Source organism: Opitutus terrae PB90-1 (genome assembly GCF_000019965.1).
Classification (GTDB): domain Bacteria; phylum Verrucomicrobiota; class Verrucomicrobiia; order Opitutales; family Opitutaceae; genus Opitutus; species Opitutus terrae.
This window is the reverse complement of the sequence record NC_010571.1, coordinates 1,912,158-1,934,608: the sequence shown is the minus strand read 5'-3', so window position 1 is coordinate 1,934,608 and position 22,451 is coordinate 1,912,158. Positions and strand designations below refer to the sequence as shown.

Below are 22,451 nucleotides of genomic sequence, written 5' to 3'. Positions count from 1 at the left end.
GCCTCGCGCCGCCCGCCATTCCCGTTCGCGTTCCCTCCCCTCCCCGCAGCTTGCCCTAGCCATGCTGCTCCTGCAGCCTGCGGTTCGTGCAACTCTTCTCCGCCGGCTCGCTCACCTCGATCATCGAACTGTCGATCTCCCCGGTGATCCTGATCTCCGGCGTCGGCGCGCTCACCATCACCCTCACCAACCGGATGGCGCGAATCGTCGATCGCACGCGCATTCTGGCGGGCGAGACCCGCTCGACCACGGGTGAGGAGCGCGAACACGCGCGCAGTCAGCTCGAGATTCTCTGGCGCCGCGCCGGACTCGTGCGACTCGCGGTCACGTTCGCCGGCTGCAGCATGCTGACCTCGTGCGTTCTGATTCTTGGCCTGTTCATCGGCGCACTTTTGGAGCTCAATCCCGGCCTGGGCATCGCCGCCGTGTTTCTGCTGAGCATCCTCTTCCTCGCCGCGGCGCTGGTCGCGTTTCTCCGCGACATCTTCGCCTCGCTCCACGCCGTGCAACTCGAGGTCGAGCGCACGCGCCAGCAGTAGCAGCCATCCGCAAATCCCGCAGCGGTCAGGATGCTTTCCCGAGGCCTGCGAGCTCGAAGGAGCTTCCTCGAATCGCAGAGGCGCTGAAGCAGCCAACCGACTCCCAGGCGCGCGAATCATTGCTTCGGATAGCATCCAGCGTGCTCACGCCGCCGGCCGCACATCGCGCGGGCCTGGCCCGTGTCATGCGCCCCGCCGGAGCTTGCCACTCGGCACCGCCCTCCGTTGTAACCTCCGCCCTTCCGTCGCGATCCAATCGTCATTCATGAGATCTCCAGCCCGTTTCATGCTCGTCGTGGCGCTCGCGCTGCCGGCCGCGGCGCCCGCCTGCGATCTTTGCGCCGTGTATTCGGCGGTTCACGCGCAAGGGCTCTCGTCGTCGGCTTGGACGCTCAGCGCCGCAACGCAATTCACGCATTTCGGCACCCTGCGGCTCGACGGAGAACGCGTCGCCGATCCGGCCGATCAGCGAATGGACAGCGTGATCACTCAGCTCGTCGCGCGCCGCGCCTTCTCCCCGCGCTGGAGCGCGCAACTCAACGTTCCGCTGATCACCCGCTCGTTCCGGCGACCCAGCGCGGAGGGCATCGAGGACGGACGCGAACGCGGGCTGGGCGACATCTCCGTGCTGGCGCGCGGCGAGGTGTTCCGCCGCGAAACCGAGCAAACCACGTTCATTCTCGACGCGCACGCCGGCATGAAGTTGCCCACCGGCAGCACCCGCCGGCTCGCCGAGGAAACAACCGAAGAGGATGAGCCGGACGCCGCACCGCCCATCCTCGCCCTGCTCGCCGCCGACTCGGAGATCCGACCGTTTCACGACGGCCACGCTCACGGACCGGCCAGTGGCGTGCACGGGCACGATCTCACGCTCGGCACCGGATCGACCGATGCCCACCTGGGCGCAAACCTCTTCTTTCGGCGCGCCCGGTTCCTGGCCACGGCGCTGCTGCAATACACCCTGCGTACGCGCGGCGATTACGACTATCGTTTCGCCAACGATCTCACGTGGGAATTGGCTCCCGGCGCGTATCTGATCCTCGGTCACACGCGCACACTTGCGCTCCAGCTCGTCGCCTCCGGCGAAACCAAGGGCCGCGACGATTTCGCCGGCGAACGCGCGGACGATACCGGCATCCGCTCGGTGTTTCTCGGCCCCCGGGTTTCCGCGACGTTCGGGCTCAACCTCAGCGCTGCGCTCGGCGCAGACATTCCGGTGAGCGTCGACAACACCGTACTGCAGCTCACACCCGACTACCGGCTCCGCGCCAGCGTGAGCTGGAGTTTTTAGTCAGCTCTCTCGCGACCGCCCAGCTCAACCGAAAGGGTAACCTATTGAGCCCTCCTGACAGAAGTGACGCGGCTTCGGGTAGGGCAGGACCGCTAGGCCCGCCGCCTACTATTCGCGGTGCGCCAGCGGTCGCGCCCTACCATCGCAGCCTACCTCGCCACTTCTTCTGACAAGTCTCGATAAACGACCACTCGTTGTGCCACGTGGAAATGCCGTCCCCCGGTTGCTCGTCGCCGCTCACGCCCATTTCGCCAGCGTTTTCCGCAGTTTTTCGCGCGCACGATAGAGCCGCGTCTCCACCGCCTTCGGCGTCGTCCCGAGCGCAAGCGCGATCTCGGCGTGAGACATCTGCTCGTATTCGAACAGCACCACCGCCTCGCGCAACTCCACCGGCAACGCCGCGATCGCATCGCGCACGGCCCCCGCCCGCTCCGCGCGCTCCAACGCTTCCGCCCCCATCATGCCTCCCCGTCTCCCGATTTCCGCACTCCGGTCTCCGCTCTCCGAGGCTGCGTTTCCCGTCCACTCCTCGAGCGCGACCTCCGGCCGCCGCCGCCACCAGCGCAGCCGGTTGCGCGCGAGATTCACGGCGATCGCGAACAACCACGGCCGAAACTCCGCACCCGCACGAAATTTTTCCCGCTGCTGCCACACGCGTACGAACGTCTCCTGCGCCAGTTCGTCCGCTTCCCGCGCGTTCAACACGATCCGCGCGATCAGCGCCTTCACCGGCAACTCCCACTCGGCCATCAATGCCGCCAGCGCCGCCTCGTCGCCCGCCTGCACCCGCCGCATCCATTCCGTGCTCGGCCCCGCCGGGCCGGCCGGCGCAGCGTTCCTGCCTGCGGGCAAAGGCGGTTCGTCGCTCAAGGCTGCACCTGCAGGTTGGGCGCGCCTTGGTGCGAGTAGTCCGACACGCGCGGCAACACGATCGCGAGATAACGTTCGCCCTGCCCCGCCGGCATCAGCGCCGCGACCTGCCGGAAGTGCTCGGTCATCGAGCCGACGCAGACCTGCTCCAGCGCCGCAATCTCCGCCGGCGGAGCCTTCTGCCGGCGCGCCCGCAGGATCGCGTTGCAGTGCTGCTCGCAGACTTTGCCGTAGTCGTCGTGCAGTCGCTTGATCGCCGCGAACTGCGTCTCATCGAGCTTAAACTCCACGCGCAGCCACGCCATCGCGTCGTGCTCCCGCGCGGCCCGCCGGATCTCCGGCGCATCGTTAAGCGCGTAGAACGCGGCAAACGACACCGCGCCCACCGCGACGACCATCAACACGCTCAACCAGAAATTCTTCATGCTCTCCGCTCTCAGCTCTGGACTCTTAGCTCTAGACTCACCGCTTTCAATGCTCCCACATCGCGCGCGCATCCAGCGTTTGGACATACGTGGCGGCAATTTCGGCGCGATCCGCGGCGACGACCGAGCGAGCCTGCTCGCGTCCCGCCCAACCGCCGAGCAACAGCGCCAACGCCAGGGCACCCGCCAGCGCCGCCAGATGCGTGCGCGCGTAACCTGCCCAACTCAGCCCGCGGCTCGTCGCCGCAATCCGCGCCCACACCGCGGCGCGGAAGTTGGGATCGCGAGGCGGCTGCACTCGCCAGTCGGCCAGCACATCCGCAAAAAGGTCGTTCTGCTCCGGTGATTTCATGATTTGCGTATGCAGACTATAACCCGGGTTCTCGAAAAACCCGCAGAAAATCTCGCGGCGCCGCCCCTCCCGCTCTTTTCCGGTTTGCCGCCCCACCCGGTGGTGTGCCGTTCGCCCGTTCGACGGGCTCAGGGTCCCGAGCGCCTGTCGAGGGGCGACACCTGACGCACCCAGTTTCGACCCGCCCAAAGCGAAGAACCGAACCACACTCCCGAGCCTGCTTGGCAATTTTTCCCGAGGGTTTGCGTCCATGCAGGTGTAGTGAGGGGTGAAATCATCCCTGCACTCATGAAATCCCTCCTTACCCTCGCCTGCTCCGCCCTGCTCGTTCTCGCTGCTCCGGCAGCTTTCGCCCAACACGATCACGCCGCTGATTCCGGCGCCACCCAGCCCGCCGCCTCCGAGAGCATCGCCGCCCAAAAGGCCGACTACCCGCTCCAAGTCTGCGCGGTGTCCGGCGAGGAGCTCGGCAGCATGGGCGAGCCGTTCGACTACATTCACAAGGAGGACGGCAAGCCCGACCGCCTCGTGAGGATGTGCTGCGATGGCTGCGTGAAGAAGTTCAAGAAGGACCCGGCGAAGTATCTGAAGAAGATCGACGAAGCCGCGGCGAATAAGGCCGCCGGTCACACAGCGTCCAAGCACTGAGCCGAACTCGCCACAGGTAGGGACGCCTCACCGAGGCGTCTGCGATGGGGCAATCTCGCTCGCGCTTCGGACGGCTCGGAGAGCCGTCCCTACCGTTCCACACTCTCGTGAACACTGCCCGCCGACACTCGCCTCAGCTGCTCCTCGCCGCGTTGCTGCTCGCCCTCGCCGGCTGCAGCACCGCTCCCATGGCAGGAGAGCGGGCTGCACGCGAACAGCTCGGCCGGGTGGCCGCCGCCTATCGGCCTTCGGGTCACAAGCCCGTGCTGCCCGTGCTCGGTGCCGACTCGAAGCTGGAGGACTACGTCGCGTTCGGCGTGCTCAATCATCCGCAGGTCGAGGCCGCTTACTACGACTGGCGGGCGAGCGTCGAAGCGATCACGCCGGCCCGCGCGCAACCGGATCCGAAGCTCACGTTCGAGGCCGACATCGCCGACATGCTGATGACGCTGATGCCGGGACTGATGTTTGATTTCATGGGCGCAGGCAAACGCGCCGCCATGGCCAACGAGGCCGCCGCGCGAAGCGGCGTCGCGTATCGCGCGTATGTCGCCGCCGTGCTCCAGACGGCCGCCGAGGTGCGGAAGGCCTGGGTCGAACTCGCGTATACCACCGAAACCCTGCGGCTCTACACCGCGACGCTGCACAACGTCGACCAGTCGCTGCAGCTCGCGGCCTCCGAATTCTCCACCGGCCGCGGGATGGTCTCGTTCAATGAAATGGTCCGGCTGCAAAACCTCGTCGCCGAACACCACAGTCATCACGCCGCGTTCAGCGACCGGCGGGGCGCCGCCCGCGCCCGCTTCAAATCGGCACTCGGGCTGACGCGCGACGAGGCCGATCCCGCCTGGCCCGAGTCCGCGCTGCAACCCACCGCATTGCCGGATGAGGACACGCTGTGGCAGCGCGCGCTCGCGGCGAATCCCGAGCTCGGTTCGATGCGCGCGATGGTCGACATAGCGGTTGCCGAAGTCGGCGTCGCCAACACCACCGACCGGCCCGATTTCGCGATCGGGCTCATGGCCGACGTGAAGGCCGATCCGTTGATGTATCGTCCGCAGGCCTCGCTGTCGCTGCCGATCTGGCGCGACAAGATCGCCGCGACCATCGCCGGTGCGAAAGCCCGTCACGATGCCGCCGTCGCCCGGCTCACCGCCGAGCAGCTCAACCTCGCCGCGGAAATCGCCCAGATGCTGTTCATGGTCCGCGAGGCCGACCGGATGATCGCCTACCTGGACGAGTCCGCGTTGCCCAACCTGGAACGCGCCGCCGCGTCGGCTGCGGCCGGTTACCAATCAGGCATGGGTGGAGCGGCCATGATCGTCGACGCACGCCACATGGCGCTCCTGATGCAGCTCGAACGCGCCAAGGCGCTCCGCGAACGCGAGCTCGCCGCGACCGACCTGCTCGTCGTCATGGCCGGCGAGGTACCCTCCGCCGCGCCGCTCCTCGTCCAAGCTCCCACAGCTCACCGCTGATTTTAACTTAATGAAGTCTCCTCGAGTCCTTCTCCTGATCGTGTCACTCGCCGCCAGCGGGTTGATCGCCCCTGAAGTGGCCGAATTTCTCGTGCCGCATGCGCACGCCGCGGAACAGCAACTCTACACCTGCGGCATGCACCCGCAGGTGATCAAATCCGAGCCGGGCAACTGTCCGATCTGCGGGATGAAGCTCACGCCGATTCGCGGCAACAACCCGGGCGCCGCCGCCACCGCAGGCGACCGCAAGGTGAAGTTCTACAAGTCCACCATGATCCCGGGCGAGGTCAGCCCGAACCCGGGCAAGGATTCCATGGGCATGGACAGGGTGCCGGTCTACGAGGACGAATTCGACGCCGCCAGCGCCATCACGATCGACCCGATCACGATTCAGAAAATGAACCTGAAGACGGCGCTGGTGCAGACCGGCCCCGTCCGCCGCACCATCCGCGCCGTCGGCACAGTGGGCTTCAGCGAGCCCGGATTGATCGACATCACGACGAAATACGAGGGCTGGATCGAAAAACTCTTCGTCAACGCCACCTGGACTCGGGTGAAAGCCGGCACGCCGCTGTTCGAAATCTACTCGCCCGATCTCTACAACGCGCAGCTCAACTTTCTCGTGGCGCTGCGCAGCGAAGGATCCGAGGGCGGGCCGCTGACCAACGCCGCTCGCGCGCGGCTGCAGCTCTTCGACGTGCCGGCCGCGTTCATCACCGAATTGGCGCAGGCCGGAGAAGCCCGGCGCAAGGTCGTCTATCGCGCGCCCGTCGACGGAGTGGTGATCGAGAAACCGGCAGTGCAGGGCATGATGGTCCGGCCCGGCGAACGCATCTTCCGCCTCGCCGACCTGTCCACCGTCTGGGTCAATGCGCAGATCTACGAAAAAGACCTGGCGTTCGTCCACGAGGGCCAGCACGCGGTGGTGCGCACGAGCTTCGGCCAGGAGCGCGAGTTTCACGGCGAAGTCGAAGTGCTGATTCCTGAAATCGTGAACGAGACCCGCACGGCCCAGGCCCGGCTCGTGCTCGACAATCCCGACCGCGCGCTCAAGCCGGGCATGTTCGTCGACGTCCGCTTCGAGGCCGAGCTCGCGCCGTCGGCGGTACTCGTGCCCGATCTCGCGGTGCTGCGCAGCGGCGAACGCAACACGGTGTTCGTCGCGCGTGACGGCGGCACGTTCGAGGCCCGCGAGGTGAAACTCGGCGCGCGCACGCAGGACAATTTCTTCGCGGTGCGCTCGGGCCTCGCCGCCGGTGAACGCGTGGTCACGTCCGGCCAGTTCCTGCTCGATTCGGAGAGCCAGCTGCGCGCGGCCATTCAGAAGATGATTCGCGCCACGCAGGCCGGCGGCGGCACGGCGGCGGCCTCCACGCCCGCCGCCCAAGGTGCCGGCTCCGGGCCTTCGTCACCGCAACCTGCACCAGCGACTGCCGCGGCGCCGGCGATGCCGGCCGAGGCGCAGCCCGCGCTCAAGCAGCTCGCGTTCGCGAGCGCGGATGCGGCGGCCGCGCTCGCCGCCGACGACTTGAGCGCCTACCGCCAACAGCTCCCGGCGCTGCGAACCGCCGTCGCCGGGCTGGTCCAGGCCGCACCGCAAAGCGGCCTGGCCAAATACAAGGGCGCCCTGCCGGAGCCGACCGATCTGGAATCGGCCCGCCAGGCATTCGAGCCGCTCAGCACCGCCGTCGCGGATCTCGCTCGCGCCAGTCATCTCCAGCACACCGCCGGACTGCGGATCTTCGAGTGCCCGATGTCGCCCGTGCTCGGCAAGGCTCGCTGGCTCCAGCGCGAGAGCGGCACGAAGAATCCATTCTTCGGTTCGGACATGCCACGCTGCGGCGAACAGATCGACGGCCCTTCCGCGGCAACGGCGCCGTCCGCCGACGCCGGCATGAAACTGCCGGCAGGTCACCCGCCCATCCGTCGACTCGCCGGAACGAAGCCGCCGCGCGCCGCCATGAGCGGGAGCGATTTTCTCCGTTCGCAAATCGGCGTGCCCGTCGCACTCGCCACGCCTGCGGATGAAACGGCGCACGCGAGCGGCGGCTGCCGCGGTTGCGGCATGTCGGCCGCGGCGACGGCGGCCGGCGAACCCTGCGAACACGAGGTTTTCCCCGCGAAAAACGCGGATGCGTCGCGACGCCCAAAGATCTGACGCCGCCTCCGGCCAGCCTTCTCCGCCACCTCTCCAGGTTTTGCTCCGCCACCATCCATGCTGAAGCGCATCATCGAGTTTTCGCTCGCCAACCGATTCCTGGTGCTCGTCGCCACCGCTGCGTTGATCATCGGCGGCGTCTACGCGGTGCGGAACATCCCGCTCGATGCGATCCCAGATCTGTCGGACACCCAGGTCATCATCTACACGGAGTGGCCGGGCCAGGCGCCGCAAATCGTCCAGGATCAGCTCACGTATCCCATCACGACGAAGATGCTTTCCGTGCCGTCGGCCAAGGTCGTGCGCGGCTACTCGTTCTACGGATTCTCCTTCGTCTATATCATCTTCGACGACGGCACCGACCCGTATTGGGCGCGCAGCCGCGTCCTGGAATATCTCAGCGGGCTCTCGAATTCGCTCCCGAAGGGGGTGTCGCCCACCCTCGGGCCCGACGCGACCGGCGTCGGTTGGGCGTTCATGTATTCGATCAACTCGCCGAAGCGCGACCTGGCCGAGCTGCGCTCGATGCAGGACTGGTATTTGAAATACCAGCTCTCCAGCGTCGATGGCGTCGCGGAGGTCGCGTCGGTCGGCGGCTACGTCAAACAATACCAGATCACCGTCGATCCGAACCGGCTGCGCGCCTACGGGCTGTCGCTGGGCGAGGTGGCCAGCGCCGTGCAGCGCAGCAATGGCGAGGTGGGCGGTCGCTCGCTCGAGTTGGCGGAAAAGGAGTTCATCCTGCGGGTGAAGGGCTATGTTACCGGACTCGATGATCTCCGCCAGGTGGCGGTGGGCGTCGGCCCGGGCGGCACCCCGATCCTCCTTGGCGAGGTGGCCAATGTGCAGCTCGGCCCCGACATGCGACGCGGCATCGCCGAACTGAACGGCGAGGGCGAAACGGTCGGCGGCGTCGTCGTCGTCCGCTATGGCGTCGACACCCGCGCGGTCATCGAGGCCGTCAAGGCGCGGCTCGACCAGGCGATGAAGGGCCTGCCCGACGACGTCAGCTACACCGTCACCTACGATCGCACCGCCCTGATCGAGCGTTCGGTCAAGACGCTCGAGCACACCCTGCTCGAGGAAAGCATCGTCGTCGCCCTCGTCATCATCGTGTTCCTGATGCACCTGCGCACGGCGTTGATCCCGATCCTCATCCTGCCGATCTCCGTGCTGGCGTCGTTCATGATCATGTATGGGCAGGGCATCTCGTCCAACATCATGTCGCTCGGCGGCATCGCGATCGCGATTGGCGTGCTCGTGGACGGCGTGATCATCCTCGTCGAGAACACCCACAAGCACCTCGAGCGCGACGCCGGCACGAAGCCACATTGGGAAATCGTGCGCGACGCCGCCGTGGAGGTCGGTCCCACCATTTTCTACGCGCTGCTCGTGGTGACGGTTTCATTCCTGCCGGTTTTCACCCTGCAGGAACAGGAAGGCCGGCTCTTCAAGCCGCTCGCGTTCACCAAGACCTATTCGATGGCCGCGGCCGCGCTGCTCGCGATCACGCTGGCACCCGTACTCGCCGGCTACTTCATCCGCGGCCGGCTGCGGCCGGAGGAGAAAAACCCGGTCAGCCGCTTCCTCATCTGGCTCTACCACCCGGTGATCAACCGGGTGATCCGCTGGCGCTGGCCGGTGGTCATCACCGCGGCCGTGCTCGTCCTGTGGGTGTTCGTGCCGTGGAACCGCTGGGTCGTCGAACCGCTGCCCTACGGTCGCGTCAAGGAGTTCGCCCGCAAGCTCAACCCGATCTTCCCGTATCAGAATCTCGGCTCCGAGTTCATGCCGCCGCTCTACGAAGGCGACCTGCTCTACATGCCGACGACGTTCCCCGGCCTCTCACCGACGAAGGCGCGCGAGCTGCTCCAGCAAACGGACCAGATCATCAAATCGTTCCCCGAGGTGCACCACGTCTTCGGCAAAATCGGCCGCGCGGAAACCGCCACCGACCCGGCACCGATGGACATGATCGAGACCACGATCATGTTGAAGCCGGAGGCCGAATGGCCGGAGGTCGACATTCTCGACATGGAAGGGCGCGTCGTCGCGCACCGGCGGCGCACGCTCGACGAACTCACCGACGCGCTCAATCGCGCCGTGCAGATCCCGGGGCTCACCAATGCGTGGACGATGCCGATCCGGACGCGCATCGACATGCTGGCGACCGGCATCAAGACCCCGGTCGGCATCAAGATCGCCGGAACCGATCTGGCCGAGCTCGAGCGGATCGGCTCCGAGGTCGAGGCCGTGGTTCGCTTCGTGCCCGGCACGAGCACGGCCATCGCCGAACGCGTCCTCGGCGGAAATTACATCGAGTTCGACATCGATCGCGCGGCCATCGCGCGCTACGGATTGAACGTGCGCGACGTGCAGGACGTGCTCGAGGTCGCGCTGGGCGGCATGCCGCTCACCACGACGGTCGAGGGCTTGGAGCGCTACGGCGTCATTCTCCGCTACGACCGCGATTATCGCGACAACCTCGAGGCGCTCGGCGAAATCGCGATCCCGGTCCGCTCCGGCGGGGCGATGGGCGCGAGTTCCGGCGGGATGGGCGATTCGGCCGCGGCGATGGGAGCGGCGCTCGCACCGGCGAACAGCACCGCGGCGCCCGCCCAGATTCCGCTCAGCCAAGTCGCGAAGCTCCGCGTCGTCGCCGCCCCGATGGGCATCAAGAGCGAGGCGTCCGTCCCGAACGCCTGGGTCTACGTCGACGTGCACGGTGTCGACATCGGCACCTACGTCCAGAACGCACGGCGCGTCGTAGACGAAGCCGTCAAAGCCGGCACGATCCGGCTGCCGGAAGGCTACAATCTGTTTTGGAGCGGGCAGTATGAATACATGACCAGCGCCAAGGAGCGGCTGCTGCTCATCGTCCCGATCACGCTCTTCATCGTCGGCATTCTGATCTACCTGAGCACACACTCGCTGGTGAAGACGGCGATCGTCTTCCTGGCGGTGCCGTTCTCGCTCGTGGGCGCGTTCTGGTTGCTCCATCTGCTCGATTACAACCTCAGCGTGGCGGTGTGGATCGGACTGATCGCGCTAGCCGGCCTCGATGCGGAAACCGGCGTGGTGATGCTACTTTACCTGGACATCGCCTACGCGGACGGCGTCCGCACCGGCCGAATGCGGCATTCGGACGATCTGGTCGCCGCGATCCACCATGGCGCGGTGCAGCGCATTCGGCCGAAGATGATGACGGCCGCCACGACGTTCATCGGCTTGGTGCCCATCCTCTGGAGCACCGGCACCGGGGCCGACGTCATGAAGCGTATCGCGGCGCCGATGGTTGGCGGCGTGATCACGTCGGTGCTGATGGAGCTCCTGGTATATCCGGCGATATTCTACATGTGGCGGCGTCGCAGCCTGCCGGCGCCCTAGGTGCCGAGGTTCTGCGTCTCCACCCAACGCACTGCGTGCCGCACGAGCGACGTCGTGTCCTTCAATTCCAGCTTCTCCTTGATGTGCCCGCGGTGCACGTCGACCGTCTTGGAGCTGAGGTGAAGCTGCTTCGCGATGTCGCGCGTGCTCTTGCCCTGGCCGATCAGTTGGAACACCTCGAACTCGCGATCCGTGAGCTTCTCGATCGGCGACTGTGAACCGCGCGGCTTCCGGCCCGAAAGACTGTCGAGGATCCGCGCGGACATCTTCGGGCTCACGTAGACCTCGCCCGTCAGCACCTGCCGGATCGCCGCGAGCAGCGCCTCGCCGCCCGCCTCCTTCATGATGTAGCCGCGCGCGCCGGCCCGCAGCACGCGCTCGGCGTAGATCAGCTCGTCGTGCATCGACACCACCAGTATCGGCAGCTCCGGTCGGATCGCCTGCAGATCCTTGATGAACTCGAGCCCGCTGCGACCGGGCATGGTGATGTCGCTCAACACCAGATCGACCCGACCCTTCTCGATCTCGGTCATCGCTGCGGCCGGATTGCCGGCTTCGCCGCACACCGTCAGCCCGGGCTGCTTCTCGATCAGCTGCGCCAGACCCGCGCGCATGAACGGATGGTCGTCCACGATCAGGATCCGGCGCCGCTCGCCTGCGGTTGTTTCGGCTCCGGCGGCACTCATGAGGCCAGCGGCAACGTGCAGGCGATCGCGACGCCTTTGCCGGATTTCGACTCCACTTCCAACTCGGCGCCGATGACCCGCGCACGGTGCTTCATCACCTGCAGGCCCATGCCGGCGCTCTTCGTCCGCGCGAGCCCGCGCCCGTTGTCGACGATTCCGAGCCGCAGCTCGCCGTCGTGGCAGGCCAGCGAAATCACCACCTCCGTCGCGCCGCTGTGCTTGATCGCGTTGTTCACCGCTTCCTGCGCGATGCGATAAAGGTGGCCGGCCACGACGTTGTTCGTGACCAGCACCGGCTCGGGACAATCCAGCCGGCAGGTCGCGCGGCCGAGCGCGGTGGTGCGCTCCGCCAGCTCGATCAAGCTCGCCCACAACGCCTCGGGCTCGTCCTTCACCGGCACGAGTCCGCGCGCCATCGACCGGGTGTGCGAAACCGCCTCGCGCAATGCCGCGCAGATCCGTTCGACCTGCTTCGTCAGCTCCGGCTGCGCCACGGCGACGTCGGCCTTCAGCGACGCGCACATCATCTCGATCGCGGTCAATTGCTGGCCGAGTCCATCGTGCAGGTCCTGCCCGATTCGGTGCTGCTCGCGCTCGCCGGCCTCGAGGATCTCGCGCTCGAGTCGTTGCCGTTCGCGCTCGGCCGCGGCCAGCGCCCGGTCGCGTTCGATCGCCGTGAGAGCCCGGTCGACCATCCCGGGCAGCACGTCGAGCATGACCGTGTCTTTCATCACGTAATCGAGCGCCCCGTGTTTCATCACCTCAACCGCGATGCGCTCGTCGCCCTGGCCCGTGACCACGATGAACGGCACCGACAGCTTCTGTTGGCGCACGCGCTCAAGCAGCTGATGGCCGGCGACGTCCTTCAACTTCAGGTCGAGCAGCATCAAGTCCGGCCCGCGCTCGCCCACGCGCTGCAGCGCCGCCGTCCACGAATCCGCGGTGACGACGTCGTGGCCCTCGGCCCGCAGCGTCTCCGTAATCAGGAACGCCAGGCCCTCGTCGTCGTCGACGACCAGGATCAATGGTTTGCGGGGAGTGTCAGACATGCGTGCTCGCAGTAGCGGCAGGCGTCCCTGCCTGCCATGGTTGGCGTGGTTGGCCCCCACGGCAGGTACGAAGGCCAGCCGCCACGCGAACGGCCGAGAGAGCCGTCCTTTTCTGGCCCGACGCGCTCATGCCGCTTACGCGCTCTTGACCTGCGGCACGAGCAACAGCGTCACGAACAACCCCAGCCGCCGGATCGCCTCGGCGAACCGGTCGTAGTCGACCGGTTTCTGGATGTAGACATTACAACCGAGTTCGTGGCAGCGCTCCACCTCGCGCAGATCATCGGTGGTGGTCAGCATGATCACCGGCAGCTTGCGCAACTCGGGATCGCCCTTGAGCCGGCGCAGCACCTCGATGCCGTCTACCTTCGGCATGCGAATATCAAGCAGCACGAGATACATGTGCGCTTCGTGTTTCTGGCCGGGCTCGGGTTTGAAGAAGAAATCCAAAACGGCCTGCCCGTCCCGAAAATGCTTCATCTGATTGCTCAGGCCGGCCGCCTCCAGGTTTTGCCGGATCAGGATGGCGTGGCCTTCGTCATCCTCGACGATGAGGATAGTGGGCTCAACTTTCATGCGTGGGGGGAATGTGTGTGGACTGACAGAGAACGAGCTAAGAGCTGAAAGCCAAGAGCTGAGAGCCGGAAACCGTAACGCCACGTCGTTTCGCAAGCGTTACGTTTCTCGCTCTTCCTTCCGGCTCTGGACTCTGGACTCTAGGCTATCGACTGCATGGCTCGGGCTCAGAGGTAATGAGACAAAAAACGTTGATCCAGCTCCTTCTTCGCTCTGGACCCAAATCCTCCCGCGCTGCCGCTCCAGCACCCGTTGCGCGATCGTCAGCCCCAGCCCCTCGCCCGGGCCCGCGTCCGGATCCAGCCGGTGGAAGATCTCGAAAATCTTCGGCTGGTGCGCCAGCGGAATGCCGATGCCGTTGTCGGCCACGCGATACACCGCCTGGCCGTGCTCGGCATAGCCGGTGACGGTGATGCGGAGCGGCCGGTCTTTCGCCCGGTATTTCAGCGCATTGTCGATCAGGTTGGTAAACACCTGGCTTACCTGCACGCTGTCGCCCAGGCAATCGGGCAGCGGCTCGACTCGCACCTCGGCCTTGATTTCGTCGAGCTGGAATTTCATCGCCGCCAGGATCGTCGCGATCAGCGGGTTCACCTCGATCGGAGCGATCGTCAGCGCCATCCGCCCGAGCCGGGAGTAACGCAGCAGGCCCGCCAGCAGCATCTCCATTTTGTTCACGCCGGCGTTGATGAACCGCAAGGCCTGCGGGATCGCCTCCTTCACCGGTTGCTCGAGCGGCGCGATCGGCACGAGCCCGTCCTTCGCCGCCACCATCGCCGCGGTGATCTTGTCGCAGGCGCGGCTCAGCTGCTTGCCGAAGCCCTGCACGTTGACCAGCGGCGAGCGCAGATCATGCGACACCGTGTAGACGATCGCTTCGAGTTCCTTGTTCTTCTCCGCGAGATCCGCCGCCGTGCGCGCGAGTTCCTCCTCGTTCTCGCGGCGGCGGGTGACGTCGGTCCGGATCGCGACATACTGCACCGGCGTGCCGGCGGGGTTGAGGAAGGGATAGATCGTCGTGTCGACCCAGTAGTAGGAGCCGTCCCGCGCGCGATTGCGGATCTCACCGTGCCAGACGTGACCGCTGCTGATCGTCTTCCACAAACCGCGGAAAAATTCCTTGGGGTGCGTGCGCGAGTTGATGATCCGGTGGTCCTGGCCGAGCAGTTCCTCGCGCGGGTATTTCGAGATCGCGCAGAACTTGTCGTTGACGTAGGTGATCTTTCCCGCCGCGTCCGTGATCGCCACGATCGAGTGCTCGTCGATGGCGGCCTTGACGTCGCGCAGCTCCTTGACCGCGGCAAACAGGTCCTGCTCAAACGTCGTGCGCTCGCGCTCGAATTTCTCGAGCCGGTCGATGAGTTCTTCTTTGGAGAGGAGCGCGTAATCCATGCGGGACGCGCAATCTGCGAACGAGTTTCCTTCCTGCAAGGCGGGACCGCAAAGTCCTTCCGCTCCGAACGCCAGTGGCTGGCGCGCACCGGCCGGGCGGGAGATTAGCCCCGCCCGCCGCCGGATTAGGGAGACTGTTCCACCGATGCGGCGCGAATTTTGGCTCGCGAGCCGCTGCGCCGCCGGTCACAACGTCGACTCCACACGCAGGTCCAGTTCTTCCACCCCAAGAACTCCTCTATGAAGCTCCCTACAAGATGGCAGGTGGGCGCCGCTACCCTCGCGGCACTCGTTCCGTCAGCTCTTCACGCGAGTGAAGCTGACATCAAGATCCCTGACCTCACGCAGGTCAGTTTCAACGGCCTCGGTGGCACCAGCGGCATTACCCTGATGTATCTGGGTATCGCGGTGTGCGTGATCGGCGCGATCTTCGGCCTGATCCAGTACCGCCAGACCAAGGCGCTGCCGGTTCATGCCTCGATGGGCAGCGTCTCGCACATGATCTGGGAGACCTGCAAAACCTACCTGTTCACGCAGGGCAAGTTCCTCGCCATCCTCTGGGTGCTGATCGGCGCGTGCATGATCTACTACTTCGGCTTCCTCGGGAAAATGGGCGCCGGACACGTGATCGTCATCCTGCTCGCCTCGATCCTCGGTATTCTCGGTTCCTATGGTGTCGCGTGGTTCGGTATCCGCATCAACACCGTCGCCAACTCCCGCGCCGCGTTCTCCGCGCTCCGCGGCAACCCGCTCGCGACGCTCGGCATTCCGCTGCGCTCGGGCATGAGCGTCGGCCTGCTGCTGGTCTGCGTGGAGCTGTTCTTCATGATCAGCATCCTGGTGTTCCTGCCCTCCGAGCTCGTCGGCCCGTGCTTCATCGGGTTCGCCATCGGCGAGTCGCTCGGCGCCTCCGTGCTCCGCATCTGCGGCGGCATCTTCACCAAGATCGCTGACATCGGCTCCGACCTCATGAAGATCGTCTTCAAGCTGCCCGAAGACGACCCGAAGAACCCCGGCGTCATCGCCGACTGCACGGGTGACAACGCCGGCGACAGCGTCGGGCCGACGGCCGACGGTTTCGAGACCTACGGCGTCACCGGCGTCGCGCTCGTGACCTTCCTCGCGCTCGCGCTCGCCCTCAACCCTGCCGCGAGCGCCGTCCTCATCATCTGGATGTTCGCCATGCGCGCGCTGATGATCGTCACCTCGCTGATCTCTTACTTCACCAACGAAGCCCTCACCAAGGCGCTGTTCGGCGGCAAGAAGGACTTCGACTTCGAGGCGCCGCTAACCCACCTCGTCTGGATCACCTCGGCGGTGTCGATCGCGATCACCTTTATTGCCAGCTACTACCTGCTCGCGCACCAGCCCGGCCTGCATCCGAACCTCTGGTGGGTCCTCTCGGCGATCATCAGCTGCGGCACCGTCGCCGGCGCGCTGATTCCGGAGTTCACGAAGATTTTCGTGAGCACGAATTCCCGCCACGTGAAAGAGGTTACCAACTGCTCCAAGCACGGCGGCGCTTCGCTGAACATCCTCTCCGGCTTCGTCGCGGGCAACTTCTCCGCGTTCTGGATGGGACTCGTCATCATCCTCCTGATGTTCGTGTCCTACTACTTCTCGCAGAATCCCGGGCTGCTCTCGATCATGCCCGACAAGTTCCTCTTCGCCGCTCCGATCTTCGCGTTCGGCTTGGTGGCGTTCGGCTTCCTCGGCATGGGCCCGGTCACGATCGCGGTCGACAGCTACGGCCCGGTCACCGACAACGCCCAGTCCGTTTACGAGCTCTCGCAGATCGAGGCCAAGCCAGGCATCGCTGCGGAGCTGGAGCAGACCTTCGGTTTCAAGCCCGATTTCGAGAACGCCAAATACCAGCTCGAGAAGGGCGATGGCGCCGGCAACACCTTCAAGGCGACCGCCAAGCCCGTGCTCATCGGCACGGCGGTCGTCGGCGCGACCACGATGGTGTTCGGCATCATCATGCTGCTCGAAAACATGTATGGCAACGTGATCACCAAGCTCTCCATCGTGCAGCCCGAGATCATCCTCGGCCTGATCATGGGCGGCGCGGTCATCTACTGGTTCACCGGCGCCTCCTGCCAGGCGGTCGTCACCGGCGCCTACCGCGCGGTCGTCTACATCAAGCAGCACATGAAGCTCGACGCCACGACGGCCTCGGAGAAGGACTCCAAGGAAGTCGTCCGCATCTGCACGGTCTACGCGCAAAAGGGCATGTGGAACATCTTCATCGTCGTGTTCTGCTTCGCCCTCGCGCTGCCGTTCTTCAACCCGTACTTCTTCATCGGTTACCTGATCGCCATCGCGTTCTTCGGTCTGTTCCAGGCCATCTTCATGGCCAACGCCGGCGGCGCGTGGGACAACGCCAAGAAGATCGTCGAGGTTGAGCTCCGCCAGAAGGGCACCGACCTCCACGCCGCGACCGTGGTCGGCGACACCGTGGGCGATCCGTTCAAGGACACCTCCTCCGTCGCGATGAATCCGGTGATCAAGTTCACCACGCTGTTCGGCCTGCTCGCGGTCGAGATCGCGGTCACGATGACCAACGTCACGGCCAAGCATGCGATCGGCGCCGTCTTCTTCCTGATCGCGCTGGTGTTCGTCTACCGCAGCTTCTACTCGATGCGGATTCCGGACGAGAGCACGAAGGAATAAGACTTCACCCCACCGTATACCTCTCAAGGCGGCCGCTCTCGCGGCCGCCTTTTTTGTGGCGTGGCCGGCGTCCCGCCCGGGCCCGAGGTGGAGCCCGGCGTCCCCGCCCGGCTCCGTCACGTCTTGATGTTCTCAACCTGCCGGCGCGGCCGGCTCCTTTTCACTGCGACGCAGCGGAGTCGCGGTTCGTCCGTCGCACTCTCACCTCTCGACCCTCACCCCTTCGACCCCCTCAGGGCCTCCGGCTCTCAACTCTCATCCCTCAACCTCCGCTCTGCTCTCAGCTCTGGACTCTGAGCTCTCAGCTCCTTCTTCCGCATCTCCCGCAATAACTGCGCGTTCTCCACCAACTCATGCGGAGCCGGAGCGCAACTTCCGCGGCATCATGAATCTGGCTCTTCAGCAGAACCGTTCGGAGCCCCAACCAGGAAGTTCTCATGAATGCGTCCCCCCCTCGTTCGAGCGAGGTTAGCGGAACCCCCGAGTCCCGCCCGGTGGCGGAATTTGACGAGGCCGCGTTGCTCGGACTCCTCGACGAAACCGAGAAAAAGCATGGATTTATTCCGCCGGAGATTTCCGAGGAAGTCGCCCGGCTGATCGAAATCCGGCTCGAGCGCCTGCGCCGCGTGCAAGGCAAGCTCGACTCCACCATCCGCCGCGACGTGCAGCAGCACGTCGCCCGGTGGCGCGACGAGGAGGGCAATCTCATCATGATCCTCCATGCGATCCAGAACCAGCACGGCTACATCCCGCGCGAGGTCGCCATGGAGCTGTCGCGCGAACTCGGCGTGAAGCTCGCGCGGATCTACGAGGTCACCACCTTCTACCATTACTTCAAGCTGCAGCCGCCCGGCGCACACAACGTCGTCGTCTGCAATGGCACCGCGTGCTACCTCAAGGGCGCCGGTGACATCCTCGGCGAATGCCGCAACCAGCTCGGCATCGCCGAGGGCCAGACCAGCGCCGACCGGCAGTTCCATCTGGATACCGTGCGCTGCATCGGCTGCTGCGGGATGTCGCCCGCCATCGTGGTCGACGGCAAGACCCACGGGCGCGTCAAGACCTCCGACGTCGCCGGCATCATCAACGCCGTCCGCAAACCCGCTCCCGCCGCCGCATCATGAATCCGCTTACTCGCGCCGATCTGGAACACCTCGCGACCACGCCCGCGCCGGCCGCTGCCGAATGGATTCGTGTGCAGCTGGACACCGGCGGCATCGCCGCCGACGCCGAACGCACGCTCACCGAACTGGTCCGGTATCGCGACGAGAACAGCCTCACGATCCCGGTGCGACGCGTCGGCTCCGTGGGGTTTTCGTTCGCGGATCCGGTCATTGAGGTCAACACGCCCACCTTGCCGCGCATCCTCTACGGCCGCGCCACGCCGGATCTCGCCGGCCAGGTCATTCGCGACCACGTCATGGCCCACCGGCTGATCGAGGACCACGTGATCGCCACCCGCCGTCGCGGCACCGCGATCACCGCGCCGGTCACGCACATCCTCGTGCGCGACACGGGCCCGTCGGCCACCACGAAGACCGAATACTTCCAGTTCTCGCTCGTGAGTGAACTGAAGCGCCACGGTCTCGCCGACCGCGTGCAGGTCGTCCGCGCCTTGGATCTCGGTATCTACAACGAGGGCGTTGCCGTCCAGCTCCTGCCCTGCGCCGTCACCTACACCAACGTCCTCGCGCCGGACATCGCGCGGATCGTTCAGGAGTCCGTCAAGGACGGCAAAGTCGTCGACGATCTCCTCTGGAAGACGCCCGAACGGCAGGCGCGAATCGTTCTGCGCAACTGCGGCGAAGTCGATCCCGACAGCGTTGAGGACTACCTGCGTCACGCCCAAGGCTATCAAGCGCTGCGCAAGGCACTGTTCGAGCTCACGCCTGAAAAAGTGATTGGCGAGCTCAAGGCCAGCGGGCTTCGGGGTCGCGGCGGCGCCGGCTTCCCCACGTGGATGAAGTGGCAGCTCACGCGTGCACAGCCTGCGGAGCAGCGTTACGTCATCTGCAATGGCGACGAGGGTGACCCGGGCGCGTTCATGGATCGCAGCGTGCTCGAGAGCGATCCGCACTCGGTGCTCGAGGGCATGATCCTCGCCGGCTTCGCGATGGGCGCGAGCCGCGGCTACTTCTACATCCGCGCGGAATATCCCAAGGCCGTCGAGCGCGTGGAACGCGCGATCGCCCAGGCCCGCGAAGCCGGATTGCTCGGCGAGAACATTCTCGGCAGCGGTTTCTCCTTCAACGCGAAGATCCGGCTCGGCGCCGGCGCGTTCGTCTGCGGCGAGGAAACCGCGCTCATCGCCTCGATCGAGGGCCGCCGCGGCAGTCCCAGTCCCCGGCCGCCGTATCCCTCGGTGCGCGGACTCTGGGGTCGGCCCACGGCGATCAACAACGTCGAAACGCTCGCCAACATCCCGGCCATCCTGCTGCGCGGCGGCGCCTGGTATGCCGGCTACGGCACCGAGAAATCGAAAGGCACAAAGGTCTTCGCCGTCACCGGCAAGGTGATGAATGCCCAGCTCGTCGAGGTGCCGATGGGCACGACGCTTCGCCAGATCGTCTACGAGATCTGCGGCGGCGTGCTCGACGACAAGGAAATCAAGGCCGTCCAGACCGGCGGCCCGTCCGGCGGCGTCATTCCCGAAAAGCACCTCGATACGCCGGTGAGCTACGAGACGCTTCAGCAGCTCGGCTCGATCATGGGTTCCGGCGGCATGCTGGTGATGGACAAGAACGACTCGATGGTCGATGTCGCGCGGTTCTATCTCCGCTTCTGCGTCGACGAATCGTGCGGCAAGTGCGCACCGTGCCGAATCGGCGGTTACCAGATGCTGCAGATCCTCGACCGGATCTCCCGCGGTCGCGGCTCCGCCGAGGATCTGGTCACGCTCCGCCGGATCTGCACCGCGATGCAAAAGGCCTCGCTCTGCGGACTCGGCCAGACCGCGCCGAACCCGGTGCTGTCCACGCTCCGCTACTTCGAGGAGGAATACAAAGCCTACATCGAAGGCGGACCCAGTTACGCCCGCAAAATGAGCCGCGCCCCGGCTCCCGCCAGCGCCGCGGCCACGCCCGCGCTCGCGGTTCCCTCGCAACCCGCCGCCGCCCCGCTGCCATGATCAAAGCGCGCATCAACCAGCTCGACGTCGAGGTGCCCGAAGGCACGTCCATTCTCGACGCCGCCCGCCAGGTTCACGTCAAGATCCCGACGCTCTGCAAGCATCGCGATCTGCTGCCCACCGCCGCCTGCGGCATCTGCATCGTGCGGAACAAGGGCGGCAACAAACTGATCCGCGCGTGCTGCACGCCGCTTGAGGAAGGCATGGAAATCACGACGCACGACAGCGACATCGTCGACGTGCGCCGCGCCACGCTCGAGCTGATCCTGTCGAATCACCCGCAGGCCTGCCTGACCTGCGGCCGCAATGGTGAATGCGAGCTGCAGACGCTCGCGGCGGATTTCAACATCTCGATGGAGACGATCAAACGCTACGTGAAGGACGTGCCGCCCGATCGCTCCACCAACTGCATCGTCCTCGACTTCACCAAGTGCATCAAATGCGGTCGCTGCATCCAGGTCTGCCAGGAGATGCAGAACGTCTGGGCGCTCTCCTTCCTCGACCGCGGCATCAACACCCGCATGGCCCCCGCCGGCGACATCACGCTCGCTGAGTCGCCCTGCGTGAAGTGCGGCCAGTGCTCCGCGCACTGCCCCACGGGCGCGATCGTCGAAAAGGACGAGACCGCCACCGTCTGGTCCGCGCTCCGCGACGAGGACAAGATCTGTGTCGTCCAGATCGCGCCGTCCGTCCGCGTCACCGTGGGCGAGGCGTTCGGGCTGCCGCCGGGCACGAACCTCACGAAGAAACTCTACAGCGCGCTGCGTCGGCTCGGGTTCAAGGCGGTGTTCGACACGAACTTCGCCGCCGACGTCACGATCGTTGAGGAGGCCAGCGAATTCGTCGAGCGGTTCGCGCACAAGCGCGGGCCACTGCCGTTGATCACGTCGTGCTGCCCGTCGTGGACCGACCACATGGAGAAGCGGCACTACGATTTCATCGACAACTTCTCCACGGCCAAGTCGCCGCAGCAGATGCTCGGCGTGCTGGCCAAGACCTACTACGCCCAAAAGGCCGGCGTGGATCCGTCGAAGCTGTTCATGGTTTCGATCATGCCGTGCACCGCGAAGAAGTATGAGCTGTCCCGCACCGAGGAGATGCACGCCTCGGGCTTCGCCGACGTCGACGTGGTGCTCACCACCCGCGAGCTGGCGCGGATGCTGAAGCAGTCGGGCATCGAGTTCCTCGCGTTGCCCGACGCCGAGCCGGACTCGATCCTCGGCAGCTATTCCGGCGCCGGCACGATCTTCGGCGCGACCGGCGGCGTGATGGAAGCCGCCGTGCGCACCGCTTACCATTACGCGACGGGCAAAAAGCTGAAGAACGTCGAGCTCACTGCCGTCCGCGGGCTCGCCGGCGTGAAAGAGGGCGAGATCGACATCAACGGCGCGAAGGTCCGCGTGGCTGTCGCCCACGGACTCGCCAACGTCGAGCAGGTGCTCGAACGCGTCCGCGAGGCCCGCAAGGCCGGCAAGGAAACGCCCTACCACTTCATCGAGGTCATGGCCTGCCCCGGCGGTTGTATCGGCGGCGGCGGTCAGCCCTACGGTGTCGACAACGAACGCCGGATGAAGCGCATCGCGGGACTCTATCAGGACGACCGCGATCGCACGGTGCGTTACTCGCACGAGAATCCGGAGGTTGTTCAGGTTTACCGCGACTTCCTCGGCAAGCCGCTGAGCGGCAAGGCGCACGAGCTGCTCCACACGCGCTACACCGCCCGACCGCTCTACAAGCGGTGAAAGGCCCCATGCACGCGCGAGCACACTCCCAAGCTCCCGCGTGCAGTTCGTGGCCCGG

At 65.7% G+C, this 22,451-nt stretch carries 17 protein-coding genes; 10 read left to right on the top strand and 7 right to left on the bottom strand.

Annotated features, from left to right (window positions below; genetic code table 11):
- Nucleotides 1-86: 86 nt before the first annotated feature.
- Nucleotides 87-539 (top strand): DUF2721 domain-containing protein, encoded by a 453-nt coding sequence (locus OTER_RS07905; RefSeq protein ID WP_012374382.1) that lies wholly within the window; start codon nucleotides 87-89, stop codon nucleotides 537-539.
- Nucleotides 540-804: 265 nt separating this feature from the next.
- The gene (locus OTER_RS07900) at nucleotides 805-1,830 is read left to right on the top strand and encodes a hypothetical protein (RefSeq protein WP_148218047.1); all 1,026 of its coding nucleotides are present in this window, start codon (nucleotides 805-807) and stop codon (nucleotides 1,828-1,830) included.
- Nucleotides 1,831-2,067: 237 nt separating this feature from the next.
- On the opposite strand, the gene OTER_RS07895 is transcribed toward OTER_RS07900, so the two are convergent.
- The 3 genes from OTER_RS07895 to OTER_RS07885 are packed head-to-tail and all read right to left on the bottom strand — an operon-like array spanning nucleotide 2,068 to nucleotide 3,477.
- Nucleotides 2,068-2,700, bottom strand: a complete 633-nt coding sequence (locus tag OTER_RS07895) for an RNA polymerase sigma factor (RefSeq protein WP_237702463.1) — start codon at nucleotides 2,698-2,700, stop codon at nucleotides 2,068-2,070.
- On the bottom strand, nucleotides 2,697-3,125 hold the full coding sequence (locus tag OTER_RS26605; protein WP_012374379.1) for a hypothetical protein: 429 nt from the start codon (nucleotides 3,123-3,125) through the stop codon (nucleotides 2,697-2,699). The genes OTER_RS07895 and OTER_RS26605 overlap by 4 nt, the downstream gene beginning before the upstream one ends.
- Nucleotides 3,126-3,171: 46 nt before the next feature.
- Nucleotides 3,172-3,477, bottom strand: a complete 306-nt coding sequence (locus OTER_RS07885) for a hypothetical protein (RefSeq protein WP_012374378.1) — start codon at nucleotides 3,475-3,477, stop codon at nucleotides 3,172-3,174.
- Nucleotides 3,478-3,765: 288 nt separating this feature from the next.
- Here OTER_RS07885 and OTER_RS26600 point away from each other — a divergent pair, with 288 nt between their 5' ends.
- The 4 genes from OTER_RS26600 to OTER_RS07865 all read left to right on the top strand — a co-directional run bounded on the left by OTER_RS26600 (nucleotide 3,766) and on the right by OTER_RS07865 (nucleotide 11,148).
- Nucleotides 3,766-4,125, top strand: a complete 360-nt coding sequence (locus OTER_RS26600) for a hypothetical protein (protein WP_012374377.1) — start codon at nucleotides 3,766-3,768, stop codon at nucleotides 4,123-4,125.
- A gap of 107 nt (nucleotides 4,126-4,232) precedes the next feature.
- Nucleotides 4,233-5,603, top strand: coding sequence for a TolC family protein (locus OTER_RS07875; protein WP_044891649.1), 1,371 nt, complete (start codon nucleotides 4,233-4,235; stop codon nucleotides 5,601-5,603).
- 10 nt (nucleotides 5,604-5,613) lie between these two features.
- Complete coding sequence (locus OTER_RS23895; protein WP_012374375.1) at nucleotides 5,614-7,761, top strand: efflux RND transporter periplasmic adaptor subunit; 2,148 nt, start codon at nucleotides 5,614-5,616, stop codon at nucleotides 7,759-7,761.
- Between the two features lie 57 nt (nucleotides 7,762-7,818).
- Complete coding sequence (locus tag OTER_RS07865) at nucleotides 7,819-11,148, top strand: efflux RND transporter permease subunit (protein ID WP_012374374.1); 3,330 nt, start codon at nucleotides 7,819-7,821, stop codon at nucleotides 11,146-11,148.
- Here OTER_RS07865 and OTER_RS07860 read toward each other — a convergent pair.
- From OTER_RS07860 to OTER_RS07845, 4 genes are all read right to left on the bottom strand, one after another.
- Nucleotides 11,145-11,834, bottom strand: coding sequence for a response regulator (locus OTER_RS07860; RefSeq protein ID WP_012374373.1), 690 nt, complete (start codon nucleotides 11,832-11,834; stop codon nucleotides 11,145-11,147). The two genes, OTER_RS07865 and OTER_RS07860, sit on opposite strands and share 4 nt — an antisense overlap.
- On the bottom strand, nucleotides 11,831-12,883 hold the full coding sequence (locus OTER_RS07855; protein ID WP_012374372.1) for a hybrid sensor histidine kinase/response regulator: 1,053 nt from the start codon (nucleotides 12,881-12,883) through the stop codon (nucleotides 11,831-11,833). Before OTER_RS07855 ends, OTER_RS07860 begins: the two co-directional genes overlap by 4 nt.
- A gap of 135 nt (nucleotides 12,884-13,018) precedes the next feature.
- Nucleotides 13,019-13,459, bottom strand: coding sequence for a response regulator (locus OTER_RS07850; protein ID WP_012374371.1), 441 nt, complete (start codon nucleotides 13,457-13,459; stop codon nucleotides 13,019-13,021).
- 99 nt (nucleotides 13,460-13,558) lie between these two features.
- Nucleotides 13,559-14,851, bottom strand: a complete 1,293-nt coding sequence (locus OTER_RS07845) for a sensor histidine kinase (protein ID WP_012374370.1) — start codon at nucleotides 14,849-14,851, stop codon at nucleotides 13,559-13,561.
- Nucleotides 14,852-15,091: 240 nt separating this feature from the next.
- On the opposite strand from OTER_RS07845, the gene OTER_RS07840 reads away from it, so the two are divergent.
- From OTER_RS07840 to OTER_RS07825, 4 genes are all read left to right on the top strand, one after another.
- On the top strand, nucleotides 15,092-17,524 hold the full coding sequence (locus tag OTER_RS07840) for a sodium-translocating pyrophosphatase (RefSeq protein ID WP_012374369.1): 2,433 nt from the start codon (nucleotides 15,092-15,094) through the stop codon (nucleotides 17,522-17,524).
- Between the two features lie 437 nt (nucleotides 17,525-17,961).
- Nucleotides 17,962-18,648 carry an NADH-quinone oxidoreductase subunit NuoE family protein gene (locus tag OTER_RS07835; RefSeq protein ID WP_012374368.1) on the top strand — a complete coding sequence of 229 codons (687 nt, stop codon included), beginning with the start codon at nucleotides 17,962-17,964 and terminating at the stop codon, nucleotides 18,646-18,648.
- A complete protein-coding gene (locus OTER_RS07830) occupies nucleotides 18,645-20,651 on the top strand; it encodes an NADH-ubiquinone oxidoreductase-F iron-sulfur binding region domain-containing protein (RefSeq protein ID WP_012374367.1) in 2,007 nt (668 codons plus the stop codon). Before OTER_RS07835 ends, OTER_RS07830 begins: the two co-directional genes overlap by 4 nt.
- Entirely contained in the window at nucleotides 20,648-22,393 is a 1,746-nt protein-coding gene (locus OTER_RS07825; RefSeq protein ID WP_012374366.1) for an NADH-dependent [FeFe] hydrogenase, group A6, read from the top strand. Before OTER_RS07830 ends, OTER_RS07825 begins: the two co-directional genes overlap by 4 nt.
- Nucleotides 22,394-22,451 lie beyond the last annotated feature (58 nt).

What these genes read in the sequence shown, in the direction of transcription:
- OTER_RS07900 (WP_148218047.1), top strand. Translation starts at nt 805, where the DNA reads ATGAGATCTCCAGCCCGTTTCATGCTCGTCGTGGCGCTCGCGCTGCCG.
- OTER_RS26605 (WP_012374379.1), bottom strand. Translation starts at nt 3,125, where the DNA reads ATGAAGAATTTCTGGTTGAGCGTGTTGATGGTCGTCGCGGTGGGCGCG.
- OTER_RS07885 (WP_012374378.1), bottom strand. Translation starts at nt 3,477, where the DNA reads ATGAAATCACCGGAGCAGAACGACCTTTTTGCGGATGTGCTGGCCGAC.
- OTER_RS26600 (WP_012374377.1), top strand. Translation starts at nt 3,766, where the DNA reads ATGAAATCCCTCCTTACCCTCGCCTGCTCCGCCCTGCTCGTTCTCGCT.
- OTER_RS23895 (WP_012374375.1), top strand. Translation starts at nt 5,614, where the DNA reads ATGAAGTCTCCTCGAGTCCTTCTCCTGATCGTGTCACTCGCCGCCAGC.
- OTER_RS07865 (WP_012374374.1), top strand. Translation starts at nt 7,819, where the DNA reads ATGCTGAAGCGCATCATCGAGTTTTCGCTCGCCAACCGATTCCTGGTG.
- OTER_RS07860 (WP_012374373.1), bottom strand. Translation starts at nt 11,834, where the DNA reads ATGAGTGCCGCCGGAGCCGAAACAACCGCAGGCGAGCGGCGCCGGATC.
- OTER_RS07855 (WP_012374372.1), bottom strand. Translation starts at nt 12,883, where the DNA reads ATGTCTGACACTCCCCGCAAACCATTGATCCTGGTCGTCGACGACGAC.
- OTER_RS07850 (WP_012374371.1), bottom strand. Translation starts at nt 13,459, where the DNA reads ATGAAAGTTGAGCCCACTATCCTCATCGTCGAGGATGACGAAGGCCAC.
- OTER_RS07845 (WP_012374370.1), bottom strand. Translation starts at nt 14,851, where the DNA reads ATGGATTACGCGCTCCTCTCCAAAGAAGAACTCATCGACCGGCTCGAG.
- OTER_RS07840 (WP_012374369.1), top strand. Translation starts at nt 15,092, where the DNA reads ATGAAGCTCCCTACAAGATGGCAGGTGGGCGCCGCTACCCTCGCGGCA.
- OTER_RS07835 (WP_012374368.1), top strand. Translation starts at nt 17,962, where the DNA reads ATGAATGCGTCCCCCCCTCGTTCGAGCGAGGTTAGCGGAACCCCCGAG.
- OTER_RS07830 (WP_012374367.1), top strand. Translation starts at nt 18,645, where the DNA reads ATGAATCCGCTTACTCGCGCCGATCTGGAACACCTCGCGACCACGCCC.
- OTER_RS07825 (WP_012374366.1), top strand. Translation starts at nt 20,648, where the DNA reads ATGATCAAAGCGCGCATCAACCAGCTCGACGTCGAGGTGCCCGAAGGC.